Annotated in this window: 19 protein-coding genes and 1 tRNA gene; 5 read left to right on the plus strand and 15 right to left on the minus strand. The window is 49.4% G+C overall.

The window, feature by feature from the left end; all coding sequences use genetic code 11:
* Positions 1-109 precede the first annotated feature (109 nt).
* Positions 110-2,290, plus strand: a complete 2,181-nt coding sequence (locus ACO0LD_RS26505) for a prolyl oligopeptidase family serine peptidase (RefSeq protein ID WP_423011596.1) — start codon at positions 110-112, stop codon at positions 2,288-2,290.
* A 29-nt stretch (positions 2,291-2,319) separates the two neighbouring features.
* Positions 2,320-2,826: an NADAR family protein gene (locus ACO0LD_RS26510; protein ID WP_423011598.1), complete on the plus strand. Its 507-nt coding sequence runs from the start codon at positions 2,320-2,322 to the stop codon at positions 2,824-2,826.
* A 228-nt stretch (positions 2,827-3,054) separates the two neighbouring features.
* Here ACO0LD_RS26510 and ACO0LD_RS26515 read toward each other — a convergent pair whose 3' ends face one another.
* From ACO0LD_RS26515 to ACO0LD_RS26530, 4 genes are all read right to left on the minus strand, one after another.
* On the minus strand, positions 3,055-3,360 hold the full coding sequence (locus ACO0LD_RS26515; RefSeq protein WP_423011600.1) for a putative quinol monooxygenase: 306 nt from the start codon (positions 3,358-3,360) through the stop codon (positions 3,055-3,057).
* Positions 3,361-3,572: 212 nt separating this feature from the next.
* Entirely contained in the window at positions 3,573-4,205 is a 633-nt protein-coding gene (locus ACO0LD_RS26520; protein ID WP_423011602.1) for a hypothetical protein, read from the minus strand.
* A gap of 236 nt (positions 4,206-4,441) precedes the next feature.
* Positions 4,442-5,698 (minus strand): DUF4861 family protein, encoded by a 1,257-nt coding sequence (locus tag ACO0LD_RS26525; protein WP_423011604.1) that lies wholly within the window; start codon positions 5,696-5,698, stop codon positions 4,442-4,444.
* A gap of 37 nt (positions 5,699-5,735) precedes the next feature.
* A complete protein-coding gene (locus tag ACO0LD_RS26530) occupies positions 5,736-7,169 on the minus strand; it encodes a glycoside hydrolase family 88/105 protein (RefSeq protein ID WP_423011606.1) in 1,434 nt (477 codons plus the stop codon).
* Positions 7,170-7,408: 239 nt separating this feature from the next.
* On the opposite strand from ACO0LD_RS26530, the gene ACO0LD_RS26535 reads away from it, so the two are divergent.
* Complete coding sequence (locus tag ACO0LD_RS26535; RefSeq protein WP_423011608.1) at positions 7,409-8,392, plus strand: alpha/beta fold hydrolase; 984 nt, start codon at positions 7,409-7,411, stop codon at positions 8,390-8,392.
* A gap of 102 nt (positions 8,393-8,494) precedes the next feature.
* Here ACO0LD_RS26535 and ACO0LD_RS26540 read toward each other — a convergent pair whose 3' ends face one another.
* From ACO0LD_RS26540 to ACO0LD_RS26565, 6 genes are all read right to left on the minus strand, one after another.
* Entirely contained in the window at positions 8,495-8,809 is a 315-nt protein-coding gene (locus ACO0LD_RS26540) for a hypothetical protein (RefSeq protein ID WP_423011610.1), read from the minus strand.
* A 107-nt stretch (positions 8,810-8,916) separates the two neighbouring features.
* Positions 8,917-9,246 (minus strand): hypothetical protein, encoded by a 330-nt coding sequence (locus ACO0LD_RS26545; protein ID WP_423011612.1) that lies wholly within the window; start codon positions 9,244-9,246, stop codon positions 8,917-8,919.
* A gap of 13 nt (positions 9,247-9,259) precedes the next feature.
* Complete coding sequence (locus tag ACO0LD_RS26550; protein WP_423011614.1) at positions 9,260-9,547, minus strand: hypothetical protein; 288 nt, start codon at positions 9,545-9,547, stop codon at positions 9,260-9,262.
* 454 nt (positions 9,548-10,001) lie between these two features.
* Positions 10,002-11,999: a sulfatase-like hydrolase/transferase gene (locus tag ACO0LD_RS26555; RefSeq protein WP_423011616.1), complete on the minus strand. Its 1,998-nt coding sequence runs from the start codon at positions 11,997-11,999 to the stop codon at positions 10,002-10,004.
* A gap of 348 nt (positions 12,000-12,347) precedes the next feature.
* Entirely contained in the window at positions 12,348-12,905 is a 558-nt protein-coding gene (locus tag ACO0LD_RS26560) for a hypothetical protein (protein ID WP_423011618.1), read from the minus strand.
* A 470-nt stretch (positions 12,906-13,375) separates the two neighbouring features.
* The gene (locus ACO0LD_RS26565; RefSeq protein WP_423011620.1) at positions 13,376-13,627 is read right to left on the minus strand and encodes a hypothetical protein; all 252 of its coding nucleotides are present in this window, start codon (positions 13,625-13,627) and stop codon (positions 13,376-13,378) included.
* Positions 13,628-13,629: 2 nt separating this feature from the next.
* On the opposite strand from ACO0LD_RS26565, the gene ACO0LD_RS26570 reads away from it, so the two are divergent.
* Positions 13,630-15,201, plus strand: a complete 1,572-nt coding sequence (locus ACO0LD_RS26570; protein WP_423011622.1) for a sensor domain-containing diguanylate cyclase — start codon at positions 13,630-13,632, stop codon at positions 15,199-15,201.
* Positions 15,202-15,467: 266 nt separating this feature from the next.
* Positions 15,468-15,541: transfer RNA gene (locus ACO0LD_RS26575), tRNA-Gly, on the plus strand.
* A gap of 63 nt (positions 15,542-15,604) precedes the next feature.
* Here the strand turns inward: ACO0LD_RS26575 and ACO0LD_RS26580 are convergent.
* The 5 genes from ACO0LD_RS26580 to ACO0LD_RS26600 all read right to left on the minus strand — a co-directional run bounded on the left by ACO0LD_RS26580 (position 15,605) and on the right by ACO0LD_RS26600 (position 18,140).
* Positions 15,605-16,594, minus strand: a complete 990-nt coding sequence (locus ACO0LD_RS26580; protein ID WP_423011624.1) for a tyrosine-type recombinase/integrase — start codon at positions 16,592-16,594, stop codon at positions 15,605-15,607.
* A 19-nt stretch (positions 16,595-16,613) separates the two neighbouring features.
* Positions 16,614-16,829, minus strand: a complete 216-nt coding sequence (locus tag ACO0LD_RS26585; protein WP_423011626.1) for a DUF4224 domain-containing protein — start codon at positions 16,827-16,829, stop codon at positions 16,614-16,616.
* A 49-nt stretch (positions 16,830-16,878) separates the two neighbouring features.
* Complete coding sequence (locus ACO0LD_RS26590) at positions 16,879-17,247, minus strand: hypothetical protein (protein ID WP_423011628.1); 369 nt, start codon at positions 17,245-17,247, stop codon at positions 16,879-16,881.
* Between the two features lie 373 nt (positions 17,248-17,620).
* Positions 17,621-17,797: a hypothetical protein gene (locus ACO0LD_RS26595; RefSeq protein ID WP_423011630.1), complete on the minus strand. Its 177-nt coding sequence runs from the start codon at positions 17,795-17,797 to the stop codon at positions 17,621-17,623.
* Positions 17,798-17,804: 7 nt separating this feature from the next.
* The gene (locus ACO0LD_RS26600) at positions 17,805-18,140 is read right to left on the minus strand and encodes a hypothetical protein (protein WP_423011632.1); all 336 of its coding nucleotides are present in this window, start codon (positions 18,138-18,140) and stop codon (positions 17,805-17,807) included.
* Positions 18,141-18,151 lie beyond the last annotated feature (11 nt).

Raw genomic sequence — 18,151 nt, forward strand, 5'->3', positions numbered from 1 at the left:
TGAATAAGCTTGCTTCAGTTTTTACTACGCTCAATCTATCCTCCATTGTCAGCCGCTCACAAATCCATCTATACTTCCTGACACGTCCAATACTGAGAGGTAGCAGATTATGATTTCCCGTCGCAGGTTTGCCTTGTCCTTGTCCGCATTTGCCCTCTCACCCCTCAGTGCACATGTGCATGCTGCAGTCAGGAAAACACCCACGCCCCTGCTGCCACCCTTGCCACCGCTGGCACGCGAAGAGGCAGTGACCGACAACTTGTGGGGCAAGAATATCGTTGATCCTTACCGCTGGATGGAACAAAAGCCGGACACTGCCGAATTCACCAACTACCTCAAAGCACAAGGCGGGTTTGCGCGGCAAGTGCTGGACAAGCTGCCGGGTCGGCGCGCCATAGAAGCGTCCTTGCAGCGTTTCAGCGCAGCGACGACAACGCTGGCTATACGCCAGGTCACTACTACCCAACTGATTTTTGCACGCCGCTCGCCAGACCAGCAGGTACTCAAGATTTACGCTATTGCGCACGCGGGTGGCGCAGAACGCCTGTTGATTGATCCGGAAGCAGGCAACAAGGGTGGCCAGGGCGGCCAACCCAGGCGCGTGACCGAAGTGCTGATGTCTCCCGACAACAAGCATCTGGCTTACGCCATCGACAAGGGTGGTGACGAGATGCATGAGTTGCATGTGCTGACACTGGATAGTGGCAAGGACGTGCTGATCACCCGTTTGAATGGCATGCCAGCAAGCTGGCTGCCCGATTCCAGCGGCCTGTTTTATGCCCGCCTGCGTGACGGTGCAGTCAAGGGCAAAGTCGATTTCTCATTCGACACGGCAACATGGCTGCACAAAATGGATAAAGACCCTGCGCAAGACACACTGGCCTTCCGCTGGTCAGATGGCCCTGCCATGGGCCAGACAGAACGTGAAATGCCGGTCGTGCATGTGAATACCGCCAGCGACTGGGCACTGGGAGCCATCTACAGCAATGGTGAATGGCCAGCCTATGGCATGGTCGCACGCCTTAATGACCTGCTGGCAGGCAAACCCGGCTGGGCAGAAGTGTTCCGCAAGGACGATATCGCGACCCACGCACTGACCGTGGGTGACGATGTGTATGTACTGGCCAAGGGCAAGTCTGAGCGTGGTGAAGTGTTTAAGGTCAGCCTGCGCGAGGCAGACAAGGGCAAACGTGTCGTGGTGGTGCCGCAAGGCGATTATGTCATCGACAGCCTGAGCCTGGCCAAGGATGGCTTATACATCCATGAGCTGCGCGGCCAGGTCGGGGCCTTGCGACGTTACGGCTTTGCCACAGGCAAGGTGGAGGATGTGAAACTGCCTTTGACAGGTGCGGTATGGAATATACAATGCCACCCGGCCATAGAAGGTGCCTGGTTTGGCATGGACGACCTGACCTGGTCTGCACGTACGCTGCAAACAGGGCCCAACCTGGTCGCCAAAGACACGGGCCTGACACCCAAAGCAGCATTTGACACATCCTCATTCCTGACTACCCGCCAGGATATCAAGGCACGTGACGGCACGGCAGTACCGGTAGAAATACTGCACAAGAATAATACCAAACTGAATGGCAAGAACCCTCTGCTGATCATTGCCTATGGTGCTTACGGCATCATACTTGACCCTGGTTTTCAAGGGTCCATGCTGGCTTTTCTGGATCAGGGCGGCGTGATCGTGTATGCCCATGTGCGCGGTGGTGGCGAGAAAGGCGAGACCTGGCACACTGCCGGGCAAAAAGCCAGCAAGCCAAATACCTGGCGCGATGTGATCGATGTGGCAGAAGCGATGATCAAGGATGGCTGGACTGCACGCGGCAAGCTCGCAGTATGGGGCACCTCTGCCGGTGGCATCATGGTGGGCCGCGCCATCACAGAAAGACCAGATCTGTTTGCCGTAGCAATCGGTGAAGTCGGAGTATTCAACACCCTGCGCTTTGAGCTGACATCGAATGGCCCTGGCAATGATGAAGAATTTGGCACGGTCAAGAAAGAAGATGAATTCCGCGCCCTGCTGGAGATGGATGCCTATCATCATGTAAAGCCAGAAACCAGTTACCCGGCTACGCTGCTGATGACCGGTGCCAACGACTTGCGGGTAGAACCCTGGCAAATCGCCAAGATGGCTGCCCGCATGCAGAAAAATTATGATCCCAAACGCCCGGTATTGATGCGGGTTGATTATGATTCAGGGCATTATTCCACGACCAAGAAAAGTGGCATTGCCAAGCACCTGGATATGTTTTCTTTTATTCTTGGGCATACACGGGGTTGACATTGCTTACATGCATGTTGGACCATCGCATGCATGATGGCAGATTTCCCCCGCCATTTTTTAAAGCGAGCTTACTTATTTTGAACGACAGCAATTCAGACACAACCATCAAATTCTATTCAGCAGAAGATGAGTATGGAGAGTTTTCCAACTTTGCACGATACTCAATTTCCATGAAAGGCAAGACCTGGCCCACGAGTGAGCATTATTTTCAGGCGCAAAAATTTGTGGATGCGATATATAGAGAAAAAATACGCAAAGCCAACACACCTGCCATCGCAGCGCGCTTAGGACGGGCGCGCACAGAAAAACTTCGTCCAGACTGGGAGTCTGTCAAAGTGCAGGTCATGCGTGATGCCGTTACAGCGAAGTTCCAGCAGCATGAGGATTTGAGAGCCATGCTGTTAAGTACAGGATCGGCGAAGCTAATTGAGGACACGACCGACGACAGTTATTGGGGATGTGGCAGTGATGGTCGCGGAAAGAATATGCTGGGCAGGATATTGATGGAAGTCCGGGCAACATTAGCCCAATAAGCATGCGCCTTTGCTAGCAGTCAGTCTATAAACCAGCCTGTAAATTCAGGGTGGGCTGGCCCTCATTTTACGACTCGAAACAAACACGGCATAGCAGACAGATGCCCCCTTTTTTGATGCTTCCCTCAGAGCAGTAGAGTGCGTTTTAAGGCCTGCCCTGCGCTCCTGCTTTTTCTGGTGATCCTATATTGCCTGGCAACGATTCTTGCCATGCATCGTCACATATCGTCATACAGTTTTCGACCACATCGGCGTCAATGCGGTCACCTGCGGCGGGCCTGATAACAGAGGTTCAACCTCCAGCAAATAAGCGGCATAGCTATCTGTCTTTAAAAATTCCTGCGATGCTTCAAGACTGGTGTATTGCTGAAAAGCGCAGATGGAATCGGGGTCGGCATTGTCAAAACAGTAGAAATAAGCAGTGTGACCGGGGTTGGCAGCGATGGCCGGTGCCATATGTTTTTCCCAGACTTTGCGGACTTCGTCGCGTTTGCCAGCCTGGGTTTTATGCTTGATGATGACTGCGAAACTCATTATTGCTCCACATAGTTTGATATCAATTTATGTCTGTTCGCCTTGATTCCATTTCGGATTCCAGAGCATTGCGATAAAAATGCAAGGACGCCTCCAGATCGTTGACACCTATGGTGATGACGGTGATTCGTGGCTTCATTGATCTACCTTAACTGGAAATAAAACCAGGAATCAAACGATCTGACTGATATGAATAAACACCGATAAGTCTTTCAGCAAAACACAATTGCAGTCTTGTGTTCCAGGCTTAGACGGGCAGCTTCGAACAAGACCATCCATGTTTCCAGCTCGCGTTGGCAACTGTCTTCTTTTTCAGTCTGTACATAGATGCGCTCCACTTCTGCATCTGACAATTGCCCGTTGTCGAGATGGATGCCAAGTGCCGGGGCAACCAGTACCAGTTCTTCCATCAGGCGATAAGTCGAGCCGAGCATACCGCCTGGCAGACCTGCATCTTCGCTGGCAAACAGGACTTCATCAAAATCTACTGGCACATAATAGCCTTCTGCATCCGAATGGCAAAGCAGATGGCTGTTCATGTAATCATACTCTGCTTGCAGTACTTCATCCTGACCGGGGTCCTGGTTGTCTGCCAGTGGTGTTGCTATCCATGTGGGGTCTGCCTTGCGACGTGCATAAGCACGGCGCAAATAATGCAGGAAGGAATATGGAAACCCATCAAGCTGGGCACGCGATTCCAGCACAGGTAAAGACTGTGGCTCTACGTGCGCAGGCAAGCCTGCTTCTGTCAGCACGACATTGATCGTTGCAAAGTCTGCACCTGCAAACTCCAGCTCTTCTTCATCACATTCTGCCAAGCTTCCAATGGAAATACCCAGACCCATTACTCTCTCCTGTTTGTGCAATACACGGTGCAATGAAAACCATTGCTTGAAAATGACAATGGTAGCTTGTCAACCGAGGGGATGCAATCCAGGTAAAAAAAATAAAAGCCAGACATTTACAGCGCAATGTCTGGCCCTTATTTTTTAAATTTTCATTGATGCAAATCAGTATGTTGCAGGTGGCGTTATAAGGCGCTGCCTGGCATTCCCGATCAACAATCAGGAGTGAGCAAATATCACAGCTTGCTCACAGCAACAATCTTGATCGGATGCTGCATTCTCTCAGCATGCGCCTTGACATAGGCTTGCCATTTCTCATTGCTGTTATAGGGGCTGGCCTTGTCCCAGGCGGCACCTACGTAATAGCGCAGTGGTTTGCCGGACGAGACTGTCGCCAATATCATGTCGTTGAGTTTGTCTTCGGCATAGCCCTCTGCTGTTGGCAAGATAATGGCCGTGCCGATGGAGCCATTGCTGGCCTGATCTACCCATTGGGTAATGGATGGGGTGGCCTGGTTCTTGGTCAGCTTGATGACGGGGTTCTGACCTTTGTCTGTCGGCGTCTTGTTCAGGCCCAGTGCCACCTTCAATTGCGCCGGGCCGGTAAAGCTGAAGGTGCTTTCCATCTGATCAAACAAATGACCGGCATCAACAGTGAAGCGTTTGACTTCAGATACTTTGACTCCTGCCGCGTCCCAGTTGTCGTAATTGAGCTCAAACACGGTACGTATGGGGCCGTTGGCGACAACTTTCCAAGTGGCGTAGTTGGCGCTGGTGTACAGGTTCTGGCCATCCCAGATGCCAGTACCACCGCAGCCGCGTGAACGGCCGACATTGTACATGTCCATGCCCTCGCCTTCGTCCTTGTGGTAATGGTCATGGCCCTTGTTGTACCAGCGGTCGACGATAGGGTAGGACACGCGCTTGAACCAGATGTCCAGGCCACTGCTGCGCAAGACTTCTTTATTGCTGCCTGCCGGCGCGGGCGCTTCCAGTGCCGGGCCATAGGTGCGGTGGCCTATCTTGTCATTCTCCCAGGCGAAGTCATCCAGACGTTCTGGAATGTAGCGGGCAAAGGCCTTGGTTTCAAATACGGGCACCAAGGTATCAATTTTTTCAACGCTGAAGACTGCCTGTTTTTCACCGGGAGCAAAGTCGTACTGAAAAATCAGTTCGCCATAGGCAATGCCTTCACCCTTGGGGTCTTTGGACAAAGGCGCGACATTGGTGACCTGATGTGCCAGCACTTTTCCTTTTGCATCCTTGACGGCAATGCGTTGTATCAGTGCGCCGGGCAAGGCCTTGTTGACTTCTGACCAGGGCAGCGTGATGGTCTCGGACGGACGCGCCGCGTCGAGATCATGGCTGACTTGTATGGAGAGCTTGTCGGCAGCATGGGCTGCGCCCGTGCCAAACAGGCTGAGCAAGACAAGTGGAAGTATCTGATAGCGCAGAGAGAGATGCAAAGTCTGTTTCATGGCGATGGATTTCATTGTTGGTGTCCTGCTGGTGTCCGTAAGGTGTAAGGCATCAATGGTGTTCGCGATAATCTGTCTTGCTATTGCCAGCAGGCAGATAGTGGTAAGTGCGTACCTTGTGCTGGATTTCAATCGCTGGATTCTTCAACAATTTGATCATTTCAGCACCGGCCAGCAACACAGGGCCATAGCCATGCAAAGTATCTACACTGGTCGGTCGGTTGTAGTAATACACCTGGTCGCTGGCAAAGGTAGTACCTACGCAAGTGCCTTCGACCTGGCCTTTGGCATTGATGCGAGAGTACAGGGCGTTCCAGCCAGCCTGGGCGATGGAGCCATAAGTCGTCGGGCTGACCCACCCTTGGTTGATGGCGTGGGCAATCCCATACACGAACATGGCGCTGGCCGATGTCTCAAGGTAAGAATCATTGCGGTCCAGCATCTGGTGCCACAGGCCCTGGCCTGACTGCAGCTCGGCAATGCCGTTCAGGGTGGCACGCAGTTGCGCCAGCACTTTGGGGTAACCTGGGTGATCCTTGGGCAGCACATCCAGCACATCTGACATGGTCAGCACCGCCCAGCCATTGGCACGCGCCCAGTAAAAACGCGGTGCGTCAGGATTATTGGCATTCCAGCCGTGGGTGTAGATACCAGCCTGCTTGTTGAACATATAGGCCGACATTTGCAAGACGTTTTTGACGGCATCATCAAAATACGCCTTGTCCTTGGTCAGGTGGCCAAACTCTGCCAGCGGCATGACACCCATGTACATATCATCAGACCAAAGGGAAGATGCTTGCGGGCGCTTTCTGGCCAGGGTGCCGTCAGCCAGCCTGTACTGCTGTTTGGAGACGAAATTGCTGCACACCTTGATCATATTGCCGAGGTCAGGCCCGATATTGGCAAACTTCGCCCTGATCAGTGCCGCACACATGGAACCAGCATCATCCAGCGAGCGCGGATCGAGGAAGCGCGCAAAACTGTTGGCACGCTCCAGGTGGAACTGCTTTTCTTGCGCATCAAAATAAGGCATGGTCTTGGCAAAAAACTGCAAGTGGCGTTCAGTCATTGCAGTGAATTTTTTGTCGCCCGTGACTTCAGCCGCCTTCATCAAACCAGCATGCACCACGCCCATTTCATAGACCAGGATGCCAAAGTCGCCCTTGCTTGGCTCAAAAATCGCATCGGCAACTGGTGGCTTGCTGAAGTCTGTGATCTCTGCACCACTGCTCTTTTGTATCACACGGGTAGGTGTGACCGATTCCATATAGGCACGTATGCGATGCAGGGCTTCAGTGATTTCGGCCACTTCCGGCTTCTGGTAAGGCACGGGATAAGTCCCCTCACCTGCATCCTTCAAGTCTTTATTGTCGCGGTTGCGGTAGCCCCCGTCAGCATGAGCAATACCACACAAGAATAAGGATGCGATAGCGGTTGCGAATAGGGTCTTGGCAAAAGTATTAACAAGGATGGAACTTGATTTCATATGCGCCTGCCTGGAAAGTTTGTTGAAATGTCTCGTTTATTTGTTTTTTCTTGCTTCAATTACTTATATTGCGATAATTGGTCAGACCATTTTAAATTGGCCTGTCCAATAATGCAATGTGGACTAGCCGCTTATTGCATGATTATGCGATAATTCCTGACTGCTGCCCGATAAGCTTGGACAGAAACCTGCCATGATCAGACCGGATTCATTACCAAAATCATATGATGGAGTGGAGCTTGAATCGATTTATCGCCACGCTGCTTGCAGCTACATCGCTGGCAGGATGCGCCCAGCCCGGCCAAGCTGCGCCTGCAGATAGCGTCTATACGGCAGAAAGCACCTACCAAAAGCTGGCAAGCAATTACCCTTTCATCCAGATCGCCAGCAAGACGCCGCCAGCAACCGTCAAAGTGTTACGGGATATCGACTACGTCAACAATCAAGGCAAGGCCTTGCAACTGGATCTGTTCATGCCCGCACAAACCGCCAAGCCTGCCTTGCCTGGCATAGTCCTGGTACATGGCGGCGGCTGGCGTTCAGGCACACGTGACAATCTCGCCCCCATGGCGATACGCCTGGCCGAGCGCGGCTATATTGCTGCCACCGTCAGCTATCGCTTATCAGGCGAGGCCAGTTACCCGGCAGCCATCCATGATGTCAAGGCAGCGATAGGCTGGCTGCGCACGCATGCAGCTGACTACCAGCTGGACCCCAGGTACATTGCCGTTGCCGGTGGTTCGGCAGGCGGCCAGATCGCAGCCCTGGTTGGTGTCACCAATGACATGCCTAAGTTTGACCCGCAGGCGCAGTTGAGCACTGTCTCCAGCGCTGTACAAGCCATCATCAATATCGATGGCCTGTCTGACTTTACGTCAGAAGAAGCACGAAAATATGAAGATGACCCAAGGAAAACCCCCTCCTCCGCCGGTGCCTGGTTTGGTGGCACTTATGCAGAAAAAACCGGGCTATGGAAAGAGGCATCGCCACTGACACATGTTGGTAAAGATACCCCGCCCATCCTGTTCATAGGCAGCGCGCAAAAGCGTTTCAGCCTTGGGCGGGATGAGATGGTGCAAAAGATGAATGTCCTGGGTATCGCAACACAGACGGTGCTGATACCGGATACACCGCACAGCTTTTGGTTATTTGATCCGTGGTTGGAGACGACTGTGGATGCGATGACGGAGTTTTTGGGGAGGCAGTTTGGCGTGTTGCCTTGAACACGGGATTGCAGGCTTGTGCAATGTATCAACACGCGGCATGCAAATCAAAGCCATGCGGCGCAATACATTGCGCCCTAGCTTACGGCATCTCTTTACCGCTCAGTTGGTTGGAATATAGAGTTTGTTCAGCTTTGCCCAGGCAAGAAATGCCTCGGGGTCTTTAGGCGTCACCACCATCTTGCGGTCAAGCCAGCCAAGTCTGGTTTCAATCAAAAAGCTACGCGCCAGAAAATGGGTTTTGGCATTGGCACCATTCTGCATTCCATCAGGTTTCCAGCCGACTTCTGTCACTGATTTGATGTCTTCAATTTTCAGCGAGCGAAATGTCCATAGTTCAAACAAAACAAATCGAATCGCTTGTGGATCGAGAGCCACATCAAAAAGCCAGGAAAACAAGTTGATTGGTTTATTCATTCTCGTGTCCAAAATTTATTGGCCGTTGCCTGGAAAGCCCCACTTTAGCATGCGTGACAGCAATGCCGAACGATGAATTCACAGAATAAAATGTAGCGTTCACATTTTCAATGGCCAATAACAAGCTGAAATCTGCCAGTATTGTCATCAATGATCACCATGCAGCCCCCATCAACCGCCATAGTTTTATCCATGAAAAAAACCGTCCACGACTGATCTTTTCTCACCAACTCAAAATGCACTTCCGGGTCTTGAAAACTATCCAGTTTTAGACCATGTTTCTTTACGGCGAACCGGGCAATCTGCAAAACCTGGTCTTTACTCAACTTGCTTTTTGATGCTACCGTGGTTATTGATTTCGTGATTTCAGCTTCACTAGGCAGTGTCAGGCAACAAAGTGCAATAGAAATTATGGATAAACAATGTCGGACTTGCATTAGCTTAGCTTCTCTATAAATCAGGTTTTCGCTTGTGCCCGCAATTGATTGTTTTCCCTTGTTGCTGCACGATGAAACTGCATGATGAGTTCAGATAAATTTGCATCAAACCATTTTTTCTATGTATATCCATATCAGCTTCTGCACTGTCGCAGATGATCTGGATATCTTCTCCCGGCTCCAAAGTAAAATCATGCGCCCAGGGTTCGATCCAAACGATCAGATAATCTGTGTCATTATTTGAGACGGCAAATTTAAATGAAGGCTTCTGGTTAAAGAACATTTTGAAGAAATTTCTCATGCAGGAATTGAACAAGTATAAATCGCTATATTTTATGGAGTAAGAGAGCTGTGATTTTGTAGAGTGCGCCGTGCGCACCTGTCTTTCGCGATTATATCTGTTAGCTTAAATTATTTTCTGGAGTGATCAACCGAACCCCATCCCTCACCCTGCCTCTCCCTTGAAGGGAGAGGGGTTTAAGGCAGGCTCATTCGCAAGTTAGAGATATCTGCACTTGCTACATCGCGCTGAGCTTGGCAAACCTTAGCAGACACTGACAAGTAGCGTCGAATCAAGGCCGTGACTTAGGGCGCATTGTAATGCGCCGCATGTGAGTGTCGCAATCCAAAATCGAATATCTTTGCAAGATGCTCGCCAGCCAGTAGAGTGCGCCGTGCGCACCACCTCCGCAAATATTTTGCAAACATGAAAATCAACATCAGGTGCGCACGGCGCACCCTACAAAATCTTCCCCTTAGCCCGGTGCCTGCCCATCTGCCACGATGCCCATATCCTGCATATTCTGCGGCGTATAACCCGCCTTGATCAGGGACTGGTTCAAGGCCTTGCGCAGGTAATTCAAATCGAATTCAGTCTGGGCCAAATTCAGCCCCAGTTCAACAATCTGGCCTGAACGCAAAACAGGTGCTCCAGTGGCTTTATCCCATTGCAGCAGGTTGTGGTTTTCATTTGGGTCGGCATCGAGGTTATACAATTCCCACTGGGTGTTGGTGGGATTTTGCGGTTCCCAGTAGCGCACCAGTTTCCATGGTTTTTCAAAATAAGATTGCACATGGTTGGGTTGCACTACCGGGCCTGGTGCTGTCAGGGGATGTCTTTCCGTAGGCTTGCCGGTGGGACTGGTCAGGCGTTCTGTGATATCGACATACCATTGGTATTTGTCGGGCAGGTAGTTGGTGTCCAGCGGTGCGGTGATGTTGTCGTCAGAAACAAACAGCACGCCACGACGTTCTGTCTCTTGCGCTGTACCACGGATGATGGGTGCCAGGTCTTCGCCTGCCAGTGGTTTGACATCATGTCCCTGGATAAATTTGGCCAGCGCCTGCCTGTCGTTCTGGTCATAGCCTGCCAGGCCCAGCAGGGTTGGCACCCAATCGACATGGGTGGTATGGCATTGCACGGTGCGCATGTTTTTGTCGCTATTCACCAGAGGTGAAGAAATGATGGCGGGGATGTGTGTTGCCTCTTGATAGGCACCACACCATTTCTCTATCTGGCCGCCATGGGCACCGGCCAGCTCGCCATGGTCAGAGGTGAAGACCACAATAGTGTTTTGATCGAGGCCGCTTTCATACAGGCGCTCCAGTATGGTGCTTACTTCGATATTCACCAGATATTGCAGGTAGAGATAAAACGCCAGGTAGTTGCGATACCAGTCTTCTGCATTGCTTTGCATCTTGAAGGGGTAAGGCGAAGGGACGACAGCATATTGACCACGCAGGGTTGTCAGTGCCAGTTGGAACTTGTAGGAATAATCGTACTGGCAATCTGGCTTGCTGGACAAATCACCGCGCCAGTTGGCTGGCAGCTTGACTTCGCCGAGTTTGAAGCCGCCAGGATTCAGTGGCACGCGATAGGTGGCCTTGAATTGATTGGGGGCATTGCCATACACTGGTGGCTGGCTGAGCGTGCCTTTCACCGGTGCGCCATAAGGTGCAATGATGTCGCCCAAGGTCGGCGGTGTTGCCGGTGTTTCTACTGCTGGTTGCCACGGAAAAGGATAGGCACCTATATCATGCGGATTAACAAAAGATGCCACCGCCAACCAGGGCCGCAGCTTGAAGCTGGCATTGGTGGGATTGTTACTGTTGATCATATTCGCTTCCACCCCCACGCCCTTGCGGCGCAGGAAGGTGGTGACGAGATCAGTATAAGTCTTGTCGCGATACACACCCAGATTGGGCGTACCAAAACGTTGGTCGGATGGTGTTGAATATTCCCAGTCACTGAATCCCCAGTTTTCCAGGCTGCCATCGGGTGGATTTGATAAATCCCAGCGGCCAAAATAATGCGTCTCATAGCCTGCCGCACGGAACCAGTCACCCATCGTCGGCACGCCGTCTTGCGGCAACCAAGGAAAGGCCGGATCGGTATCAACCTTGAACATGCCCTCAGTCTGCGTCACCCCGCTACGCGCACTGTATTGCCCCGTCATGATGGTGGCGCGGCCTGGCACACAGGCGATGCTGGAGCAGGTATGGTTTTGCAGTGACACACCATTTTCACGCAGCTTGACGAAGCCGGGGAAGAGTTCTGCATATGGATTATCTATCATGCTCCCCTCTTCGAAACGCAGAATCTGATACAAAGGGTCCAGCGGATCATCTGAATAATGCGGCGGATAACGCATCTGATCAACCATGATGAACAGGATGTTTGGCCTGTCTGGCGAGTTACTGGTATCGCTGGTCGATTTTGTAGAATTGCTGGCTGTTGGGCTTGCTGTGCTCATGATCATCCTTTTTGCGGTAAGGGGCAGAACATCGAGGGCATTGCAGCAAGGGCAGATCAGGCCTTCCCTTGCACAAAAATTATCTAATTGTTAATTTTAATACTACTTGTCGAAAAAACAAAGATATAAGTGGGACGTGCACAAAAATTTTCAATTGGCGCGGGGCATCAAAAAACGATGTTCCAATCGCCCTGTGCCATTGAAATGCGTTGAGCTTGTTAAGTGCAGCAGCGTACCTGGCGTGCATTTCAACCAGGCAGGCCATGAGATGGCAAAGTGAGCAATGGATAAATTTCTGCGCAACAGCCCAATGGATTTCAATCACGGCTGAGGGTTGATGAGCCTGATTTAATTCGAAGTTTTCAAGCGCTGTGTATACAAATACTTTAAGTTTTTTTCATACGGAGCTTCCGCATCAACACGGGTAATCAAATCCAGAGCCAGCAACATGTGCTGCCTGTCACGATTGCCTCTTGTTCCATAGCCATTCAACACTAACACTTGCTGGTCAATCTCTTCAATCTCACCGATAAAACATACGTCATTACGCATGCGCTCTGTATGCAGACTGACATAGCCAAACTGTGTCTGTATCGACATCAAGGCATCATTGAGCGAGTTGATAGGAATAGACGGAATCAGCGGTTTGGATTGATTGAGCTTGATCAATTCATTCAATGACTTCAAGTAATTACCACCCCAACGAATTCTTGTAATATCTTCCCCGTAAATTAGACTGAATCCGTTAGCTACACCTTCTTCACTAAACAAACTTAGAAGAACAAATTCATCAGAATAATCTGAAATTATTCCGGTTAATGTATTGCCATCAAGACCATCGCGAAACAGGTCTATCAGTTCCTGCGTTTCCTTCAATTTAATTATTGTTGCATGATGCAAGCTCATTTTTTTAACCTTTCAATTATCTGGCAAGTTATTACTATCATGAGAATACCAGATGGTCCGATTAGTCCCCTGTTCTATAATATGTCGACGGCAGAAACTGATAACGATGCCTGATGAATTGCAACAGCTGTTTTTGTAAGCAAAATCAGGAAAGAGAATTAATCAGTAAACTGGACGTGCGATTTCTGTCAAATCAATCGTTCAAGCAAGCACAAGATTTGTTAGATAGCCTGATAGCCGTTGAGCTTTTCATGGTTAGAAACAGAGCGCAATATAGTGCATCCCGATCAGGCAATCTTGGACGGTCTGCAAGTCGGACCTGCCCCCTAAAAAATCTCAGCATGCACGTCAATTGCCAGAAATGACGCACGCACACAATTCATGAGAATTTGGATTAAATTGCATCACCTTTTGAGCCCATCTCGCAGTCCGAAAACGTAAGCCTGGCTTGGTGGACGGATGTTTGTGCATTAAGGGCTTAAAACTGCAAAATATTGCAAATTGACAATAATCGCAATGTGAAGTGTATGAATCCCCATGATATAAAGGTCTTGCGAAAAGATGCGTTTGATTATTCTTGAATCACTTTGTTCGCATTCCCAAGCCGAAAGAGTAATATGCTTCAATGGATTTTGCATTGTCGGGAATGTCTTCAATGATTGATGTGCTGCAATAACTGAAATAAAAGCAGTAGGAAAATACGCTACATTAATTTTGAGCATTTATGAATAGCAAAGTGACTTCGATTAAACAGGCAAAGCCAACGCCCAGAAAGAAATCCCTCAAATGGCTGGCAATGGGATTTGTTATTTTTGTTTGCGTGTCACTTATATTTATGGATGGCTGGCGTAGCTGGACGGCAAGAAAAAATCAATTGCGTGAGATGGAAGTTTCCACTGCCAATATGGCGCGCGCAATAGCACAACATGCAGACGATACGATAAAAGCGGCTGATGCAGCTCTATTGGGAATTGACGAAAGAATCCAGGCGGACGGTACCAGTCCTGGCGCTTTGGAACGTCTCCACAATTTATTAGTACTAAAGACAGCAGAATTATCCCAGCTCAAAGGCTTATTCGTTTATGACGAGAATGGAAGATGGTTAGTCAATTCACTGCCCTCTACCCCATCAAATGTCAACAATGCAGATCGCGACTATTTCATCTATCACCGCACTCACCAGGGCAATGGCACCTATATAGGGGCGCCGATACTAAGTCGTTCCAGTGGTATATGGATCATAACTTTGTCACGCAGGATAAATCATAGAGATGGAAGTTTTGCTGGTGTTACGCTTGCAACGATAGACATTGACTATTTCAATAAATTCTACAACAGCTTCGATATTGGCAAAGCCGGGGCGATCGTACTAGTATCGAACAGCGGCACCATGATTACTCGTCGCCCACTTTTACCTGACTCCATTGGTAAAAATATGAAGACGACCACAGTTTTTAAAGAAAGCTCGTCCAAGCCAAAGGGAACATTCACCGTAAAATCAGCTCAGGATGGAGTCAAACGACTAAACAGTTTTCAGCGTTTGGATAAATACCCCCTGTTTGTCTCTGCTGCCGTCTCTGAAGATGAAATTCTTGCCGATTGGCTGACAGATACATTGTGGCATGCAGCAGGTGTCACCTTGCTCGTATTCATACTCAGTTCTGTAGGATTTTATCTGATTGCGCAGATGAAATTGCGCTTCAATGCTGAAGCCGAGCTCATCAGAGCGCGAGACGCAATGATTGATCTTAATAAGACTCTAGAGCGCCTGTCTCTTCAAGATGCGCTGACTGAGCTTGCTAATCGACGCAATTTCGATATCACTTTAGAAGAGGAGTTTAGTCGAGCTATAAGAAATGCCAGTTCACTGGCACTCATCATGATTGATGTTGATCACTTTAAACAATATAACGATCTCTACGGCCATGCTGCCGGCGACGAGTGCCTGAGAAAAATCAGCCAGGCAGTTAAATCTTGCCAGAATCGTGCTGGCGACCTGACTGCTCGATATGGAGGTGAAGAACTTGCGGTTATTCTCCCAACCACTGACGTCCAGGGTGCTATATTAATTGCAGAAAAAATACGTCAGGCAATTCACGATTTAAGTATTTCACACGCGGGTAACGAAGCTGGAATTGTTACTGTCAGTGCAGGTGTTGAAGCGCTCACCCCCGCAAGGAATTTGCATAACCCGGTAGAATTGATCGAAGCTGCAGACAATGCACTCTATGAAGCAAAAAAGAGCGGACGCGATCGTGTTTGCAGCAACATTCGTTTGAAAAGCATGGCCAGCTAGGTAAGTCGAAAAGTCGACGCCAGCCAACGACTTCCCGCAGCAATTGCTTCCATTCTTCCCTGGCTTCAACAAGAATTCCTTCCTCCATTTCTTTTCATTGCTGCTTGCAGTTTCTGATAGTCGTCACGGCATTTGATATTGCAAAACAGTTCCTCGCACAGAGTTAAAATAACGGTGTCAACCCGATAATTGCGGAAAAAATTCAATAATTGCGGGAGAAATGGAGATTGCTAAATCTGCAAAAAACACCGTAGAATAAAGCTTGCGCGGGTGTAGTTTAATGGCAGAACGGCAGCTTCCCAAGCTTCATACGAGGGTTCGATTCCCTTCACCCGCTCCATAGGGAAAATCAACGGTTTTAGAACTTCGATTTCCTCCCCAAAAATCTAGCTTCTCCCCAAAATCACTTTGTAGAGCCAACAATCTTGCCTCGGCGCAAGTAATGGCGCTGCGTCGTTTTCACGTTTCCATGACCAAGCAAGTCACTTGCGGCCTGCTCGCCGCGCAGATCGCTAGTATCATCTGCCGCCTTAGCGCGGAGGTCATAGAAGTGGAAAGCCATAATCGCATTCGCCATTTCGGGGTGAAATGCCGCCGCCTTTTTTCTTGCATCGTGGAAATGATTCCGTAATACGGCTGGTGTAAGAGGCATTCCATTAGCATTGATCAACAAGCCTCCGCAAATGCTCTTGTAAGATGCCTTACGTGCAAGAATCCGTGCCATAAGCTCTGCCAGCTCTCCCGCAATGCTGATACGTAGCGGCTGTTTCGTTTTTGACTGTGTGATGATCAGGCAACCATCAATAATATCGTCCTCAGACATACGCAGTGCATCCGCTGGCCGCTGACCAGTAAGGTAAGCCAAGTCCATCGCATCACGCAATGGAGCACTTCCCTGAGCGTATACCGCGTTATACATCGCATCTGTGACGTAAAGCATTCGTTTATCCAGCGAGTGACCTTTAATGCCTTCGCAAGGGTTTGGCAAGTCTGTGTAACCCCACCCGCGTGCGTGATTCCACATGGTCGAGAAAAGGCGTTTGCAACGATTTGCCGTTGTTGGGATAGCCGCACGATCATCGAGGAACATGCGAATATTCATAGGTTTAATCTGATCAAACGGCGCATCCTTAAACGTGTTAAGAAGGTGTCTAATGTCAGACCTGTAAATCTTGGCAGTATTCTTGGAGAGCTTTGGAATAACTTCAGCTAGGTATCGCTTTTCCACGTCAAAGAATGTAACGCTGTGGCGCGGCGCGTCAATGACAATCAGCTCAGTGTATTTTCTAAGCGCGAGGATGAAGTCGTTGCCAAGCGGGATTTCTTTGCGCTTACCGTCGATCATGCTGCGAAGATAATAATATGTCTTGCCTCCCCACTGGCGGCTACGCATGTAGGGCGGCAAATTCAAATTAACGGTTGGTCTTCGACCCATATTTCACTCTCGGCATTATCCATGTCTTTTCTTTAGATGCTTCATTACGCCCTTCAACTGCCGCGACAGTCACAACGGGCTTTCCGATAGCGTTTATCCAAAACGGTAATCTCATCTGCAATAGAGCTTCAATTTGTTTAGATTTCGTTTTGCGTCCGGTCAGTTCGAATAAATTTTCATTAGTCAAAAACATGTAGTTTCCACTTCTCCCAAGCATGTAATGTCCGAAACGCTCTGCATTGCTATTCATCCAGCGCCACAAAGCGAACTGCGTCGAAATTGATGCGAGCGAATTCAAATGCCACTTCAACCGTCAAGAATGGGCCATGTATCACCGTGTTTTCATGCTTTCCAGTTGATACAAACCAATCCCCAATTTGAAACTTCAACCCCGACTGCTGACATAAGGCATCTTGATTGAGCATTACAATATTGGAGACCAAGCAGACCAGCGCATCTTCAGGCACATCACCAGGAAATTCATCTTTAGACTGCAGTCGATTGAATCCTAGAAAGCGTTGTAAATCATCGGTTGAATTGAACCTCTGATTCCGTTGCTGGGCCTCCTCTTTCCGCTGCTGCTGCGTTCCCCTGCTCTTTGCTTGTCCCATTTTAGAGCTCCGAATAATCATCGACCGTCTCGCAAAGATCAAGCGTAATTCCGAGAGGTCTGAGATTTTCATCATATGCGCTTCGATGAAGCTCAAGTTCATCCAATGGCATGACAGAACCGCTTAATAAGCAATTGCATGAAACGTCTTGGTCTTTATTTGCCAAGTGGCCACGACTACGAATTTCAAATGCTTGGGGGTTTGAATAAGCATCAACTGCTGGCGACAAAACCACCGTGTAACGCCGACCTCGATACGTCCGGCAACTCACAACACGCCCTCGTATATTTACTGACAGAGCATTACCAAAACCTAAAAATTCTCGAACGTCTTGCATATAACCTCCCTAATAATTTCACTATTAATTCACCACTCATTGAACAACTTGGGTGACTGAATAACCTTCGTGACAGTGCAGCGCAGCGGTATCGCAAGCCTCGGCGTAACCGTCAAATCGTCCGGCCTCATGAACCCAAGGGGTGAAGCTGACATCACCTTCCTCGGGCATCAGGAACAACGCAGACTCTTTGTCCTGCACGATAAATTTCAACTCTCGCTTAAGGCAGCACATTTTTTCCACCAGAGGCAGAAGCCTTTGCGGCTTCGACTGGCTTCAACGAATGAATGATAGTTTTCTGGGTCTTGCCATTCGTGACGATTTCCATTTCTGCGTTTGCCATGAACGGGAAAGCAGCCGCTAGGTGCCTGTACTTCTGGTATTCCTCTGCTTTGCCAAGACTGTATTCAGCGCACGCTGTCCCCATGGCTGTGTCTTTACTTGCATCAAGTTCCGTCTCGACAAAAACCTTCGTACTGTCGAATGCCTGGCCGTTATCCATCGTTCCCTTGGAATACTTCATGCCAGTGACTTTGATCGTTGAGGTGAATTTCATTTTGTGCTTTC

Origin of the sequence: Undibacterium sp. Ji83W (genome assembly GCF_049340385.1) — a bacterium.
Classification (GTDB): Bacteria; Pseudomonadota; Gammaproteobacteria; order Burkholderiales; family Burkholderiaceae_D; genus Undibacterium.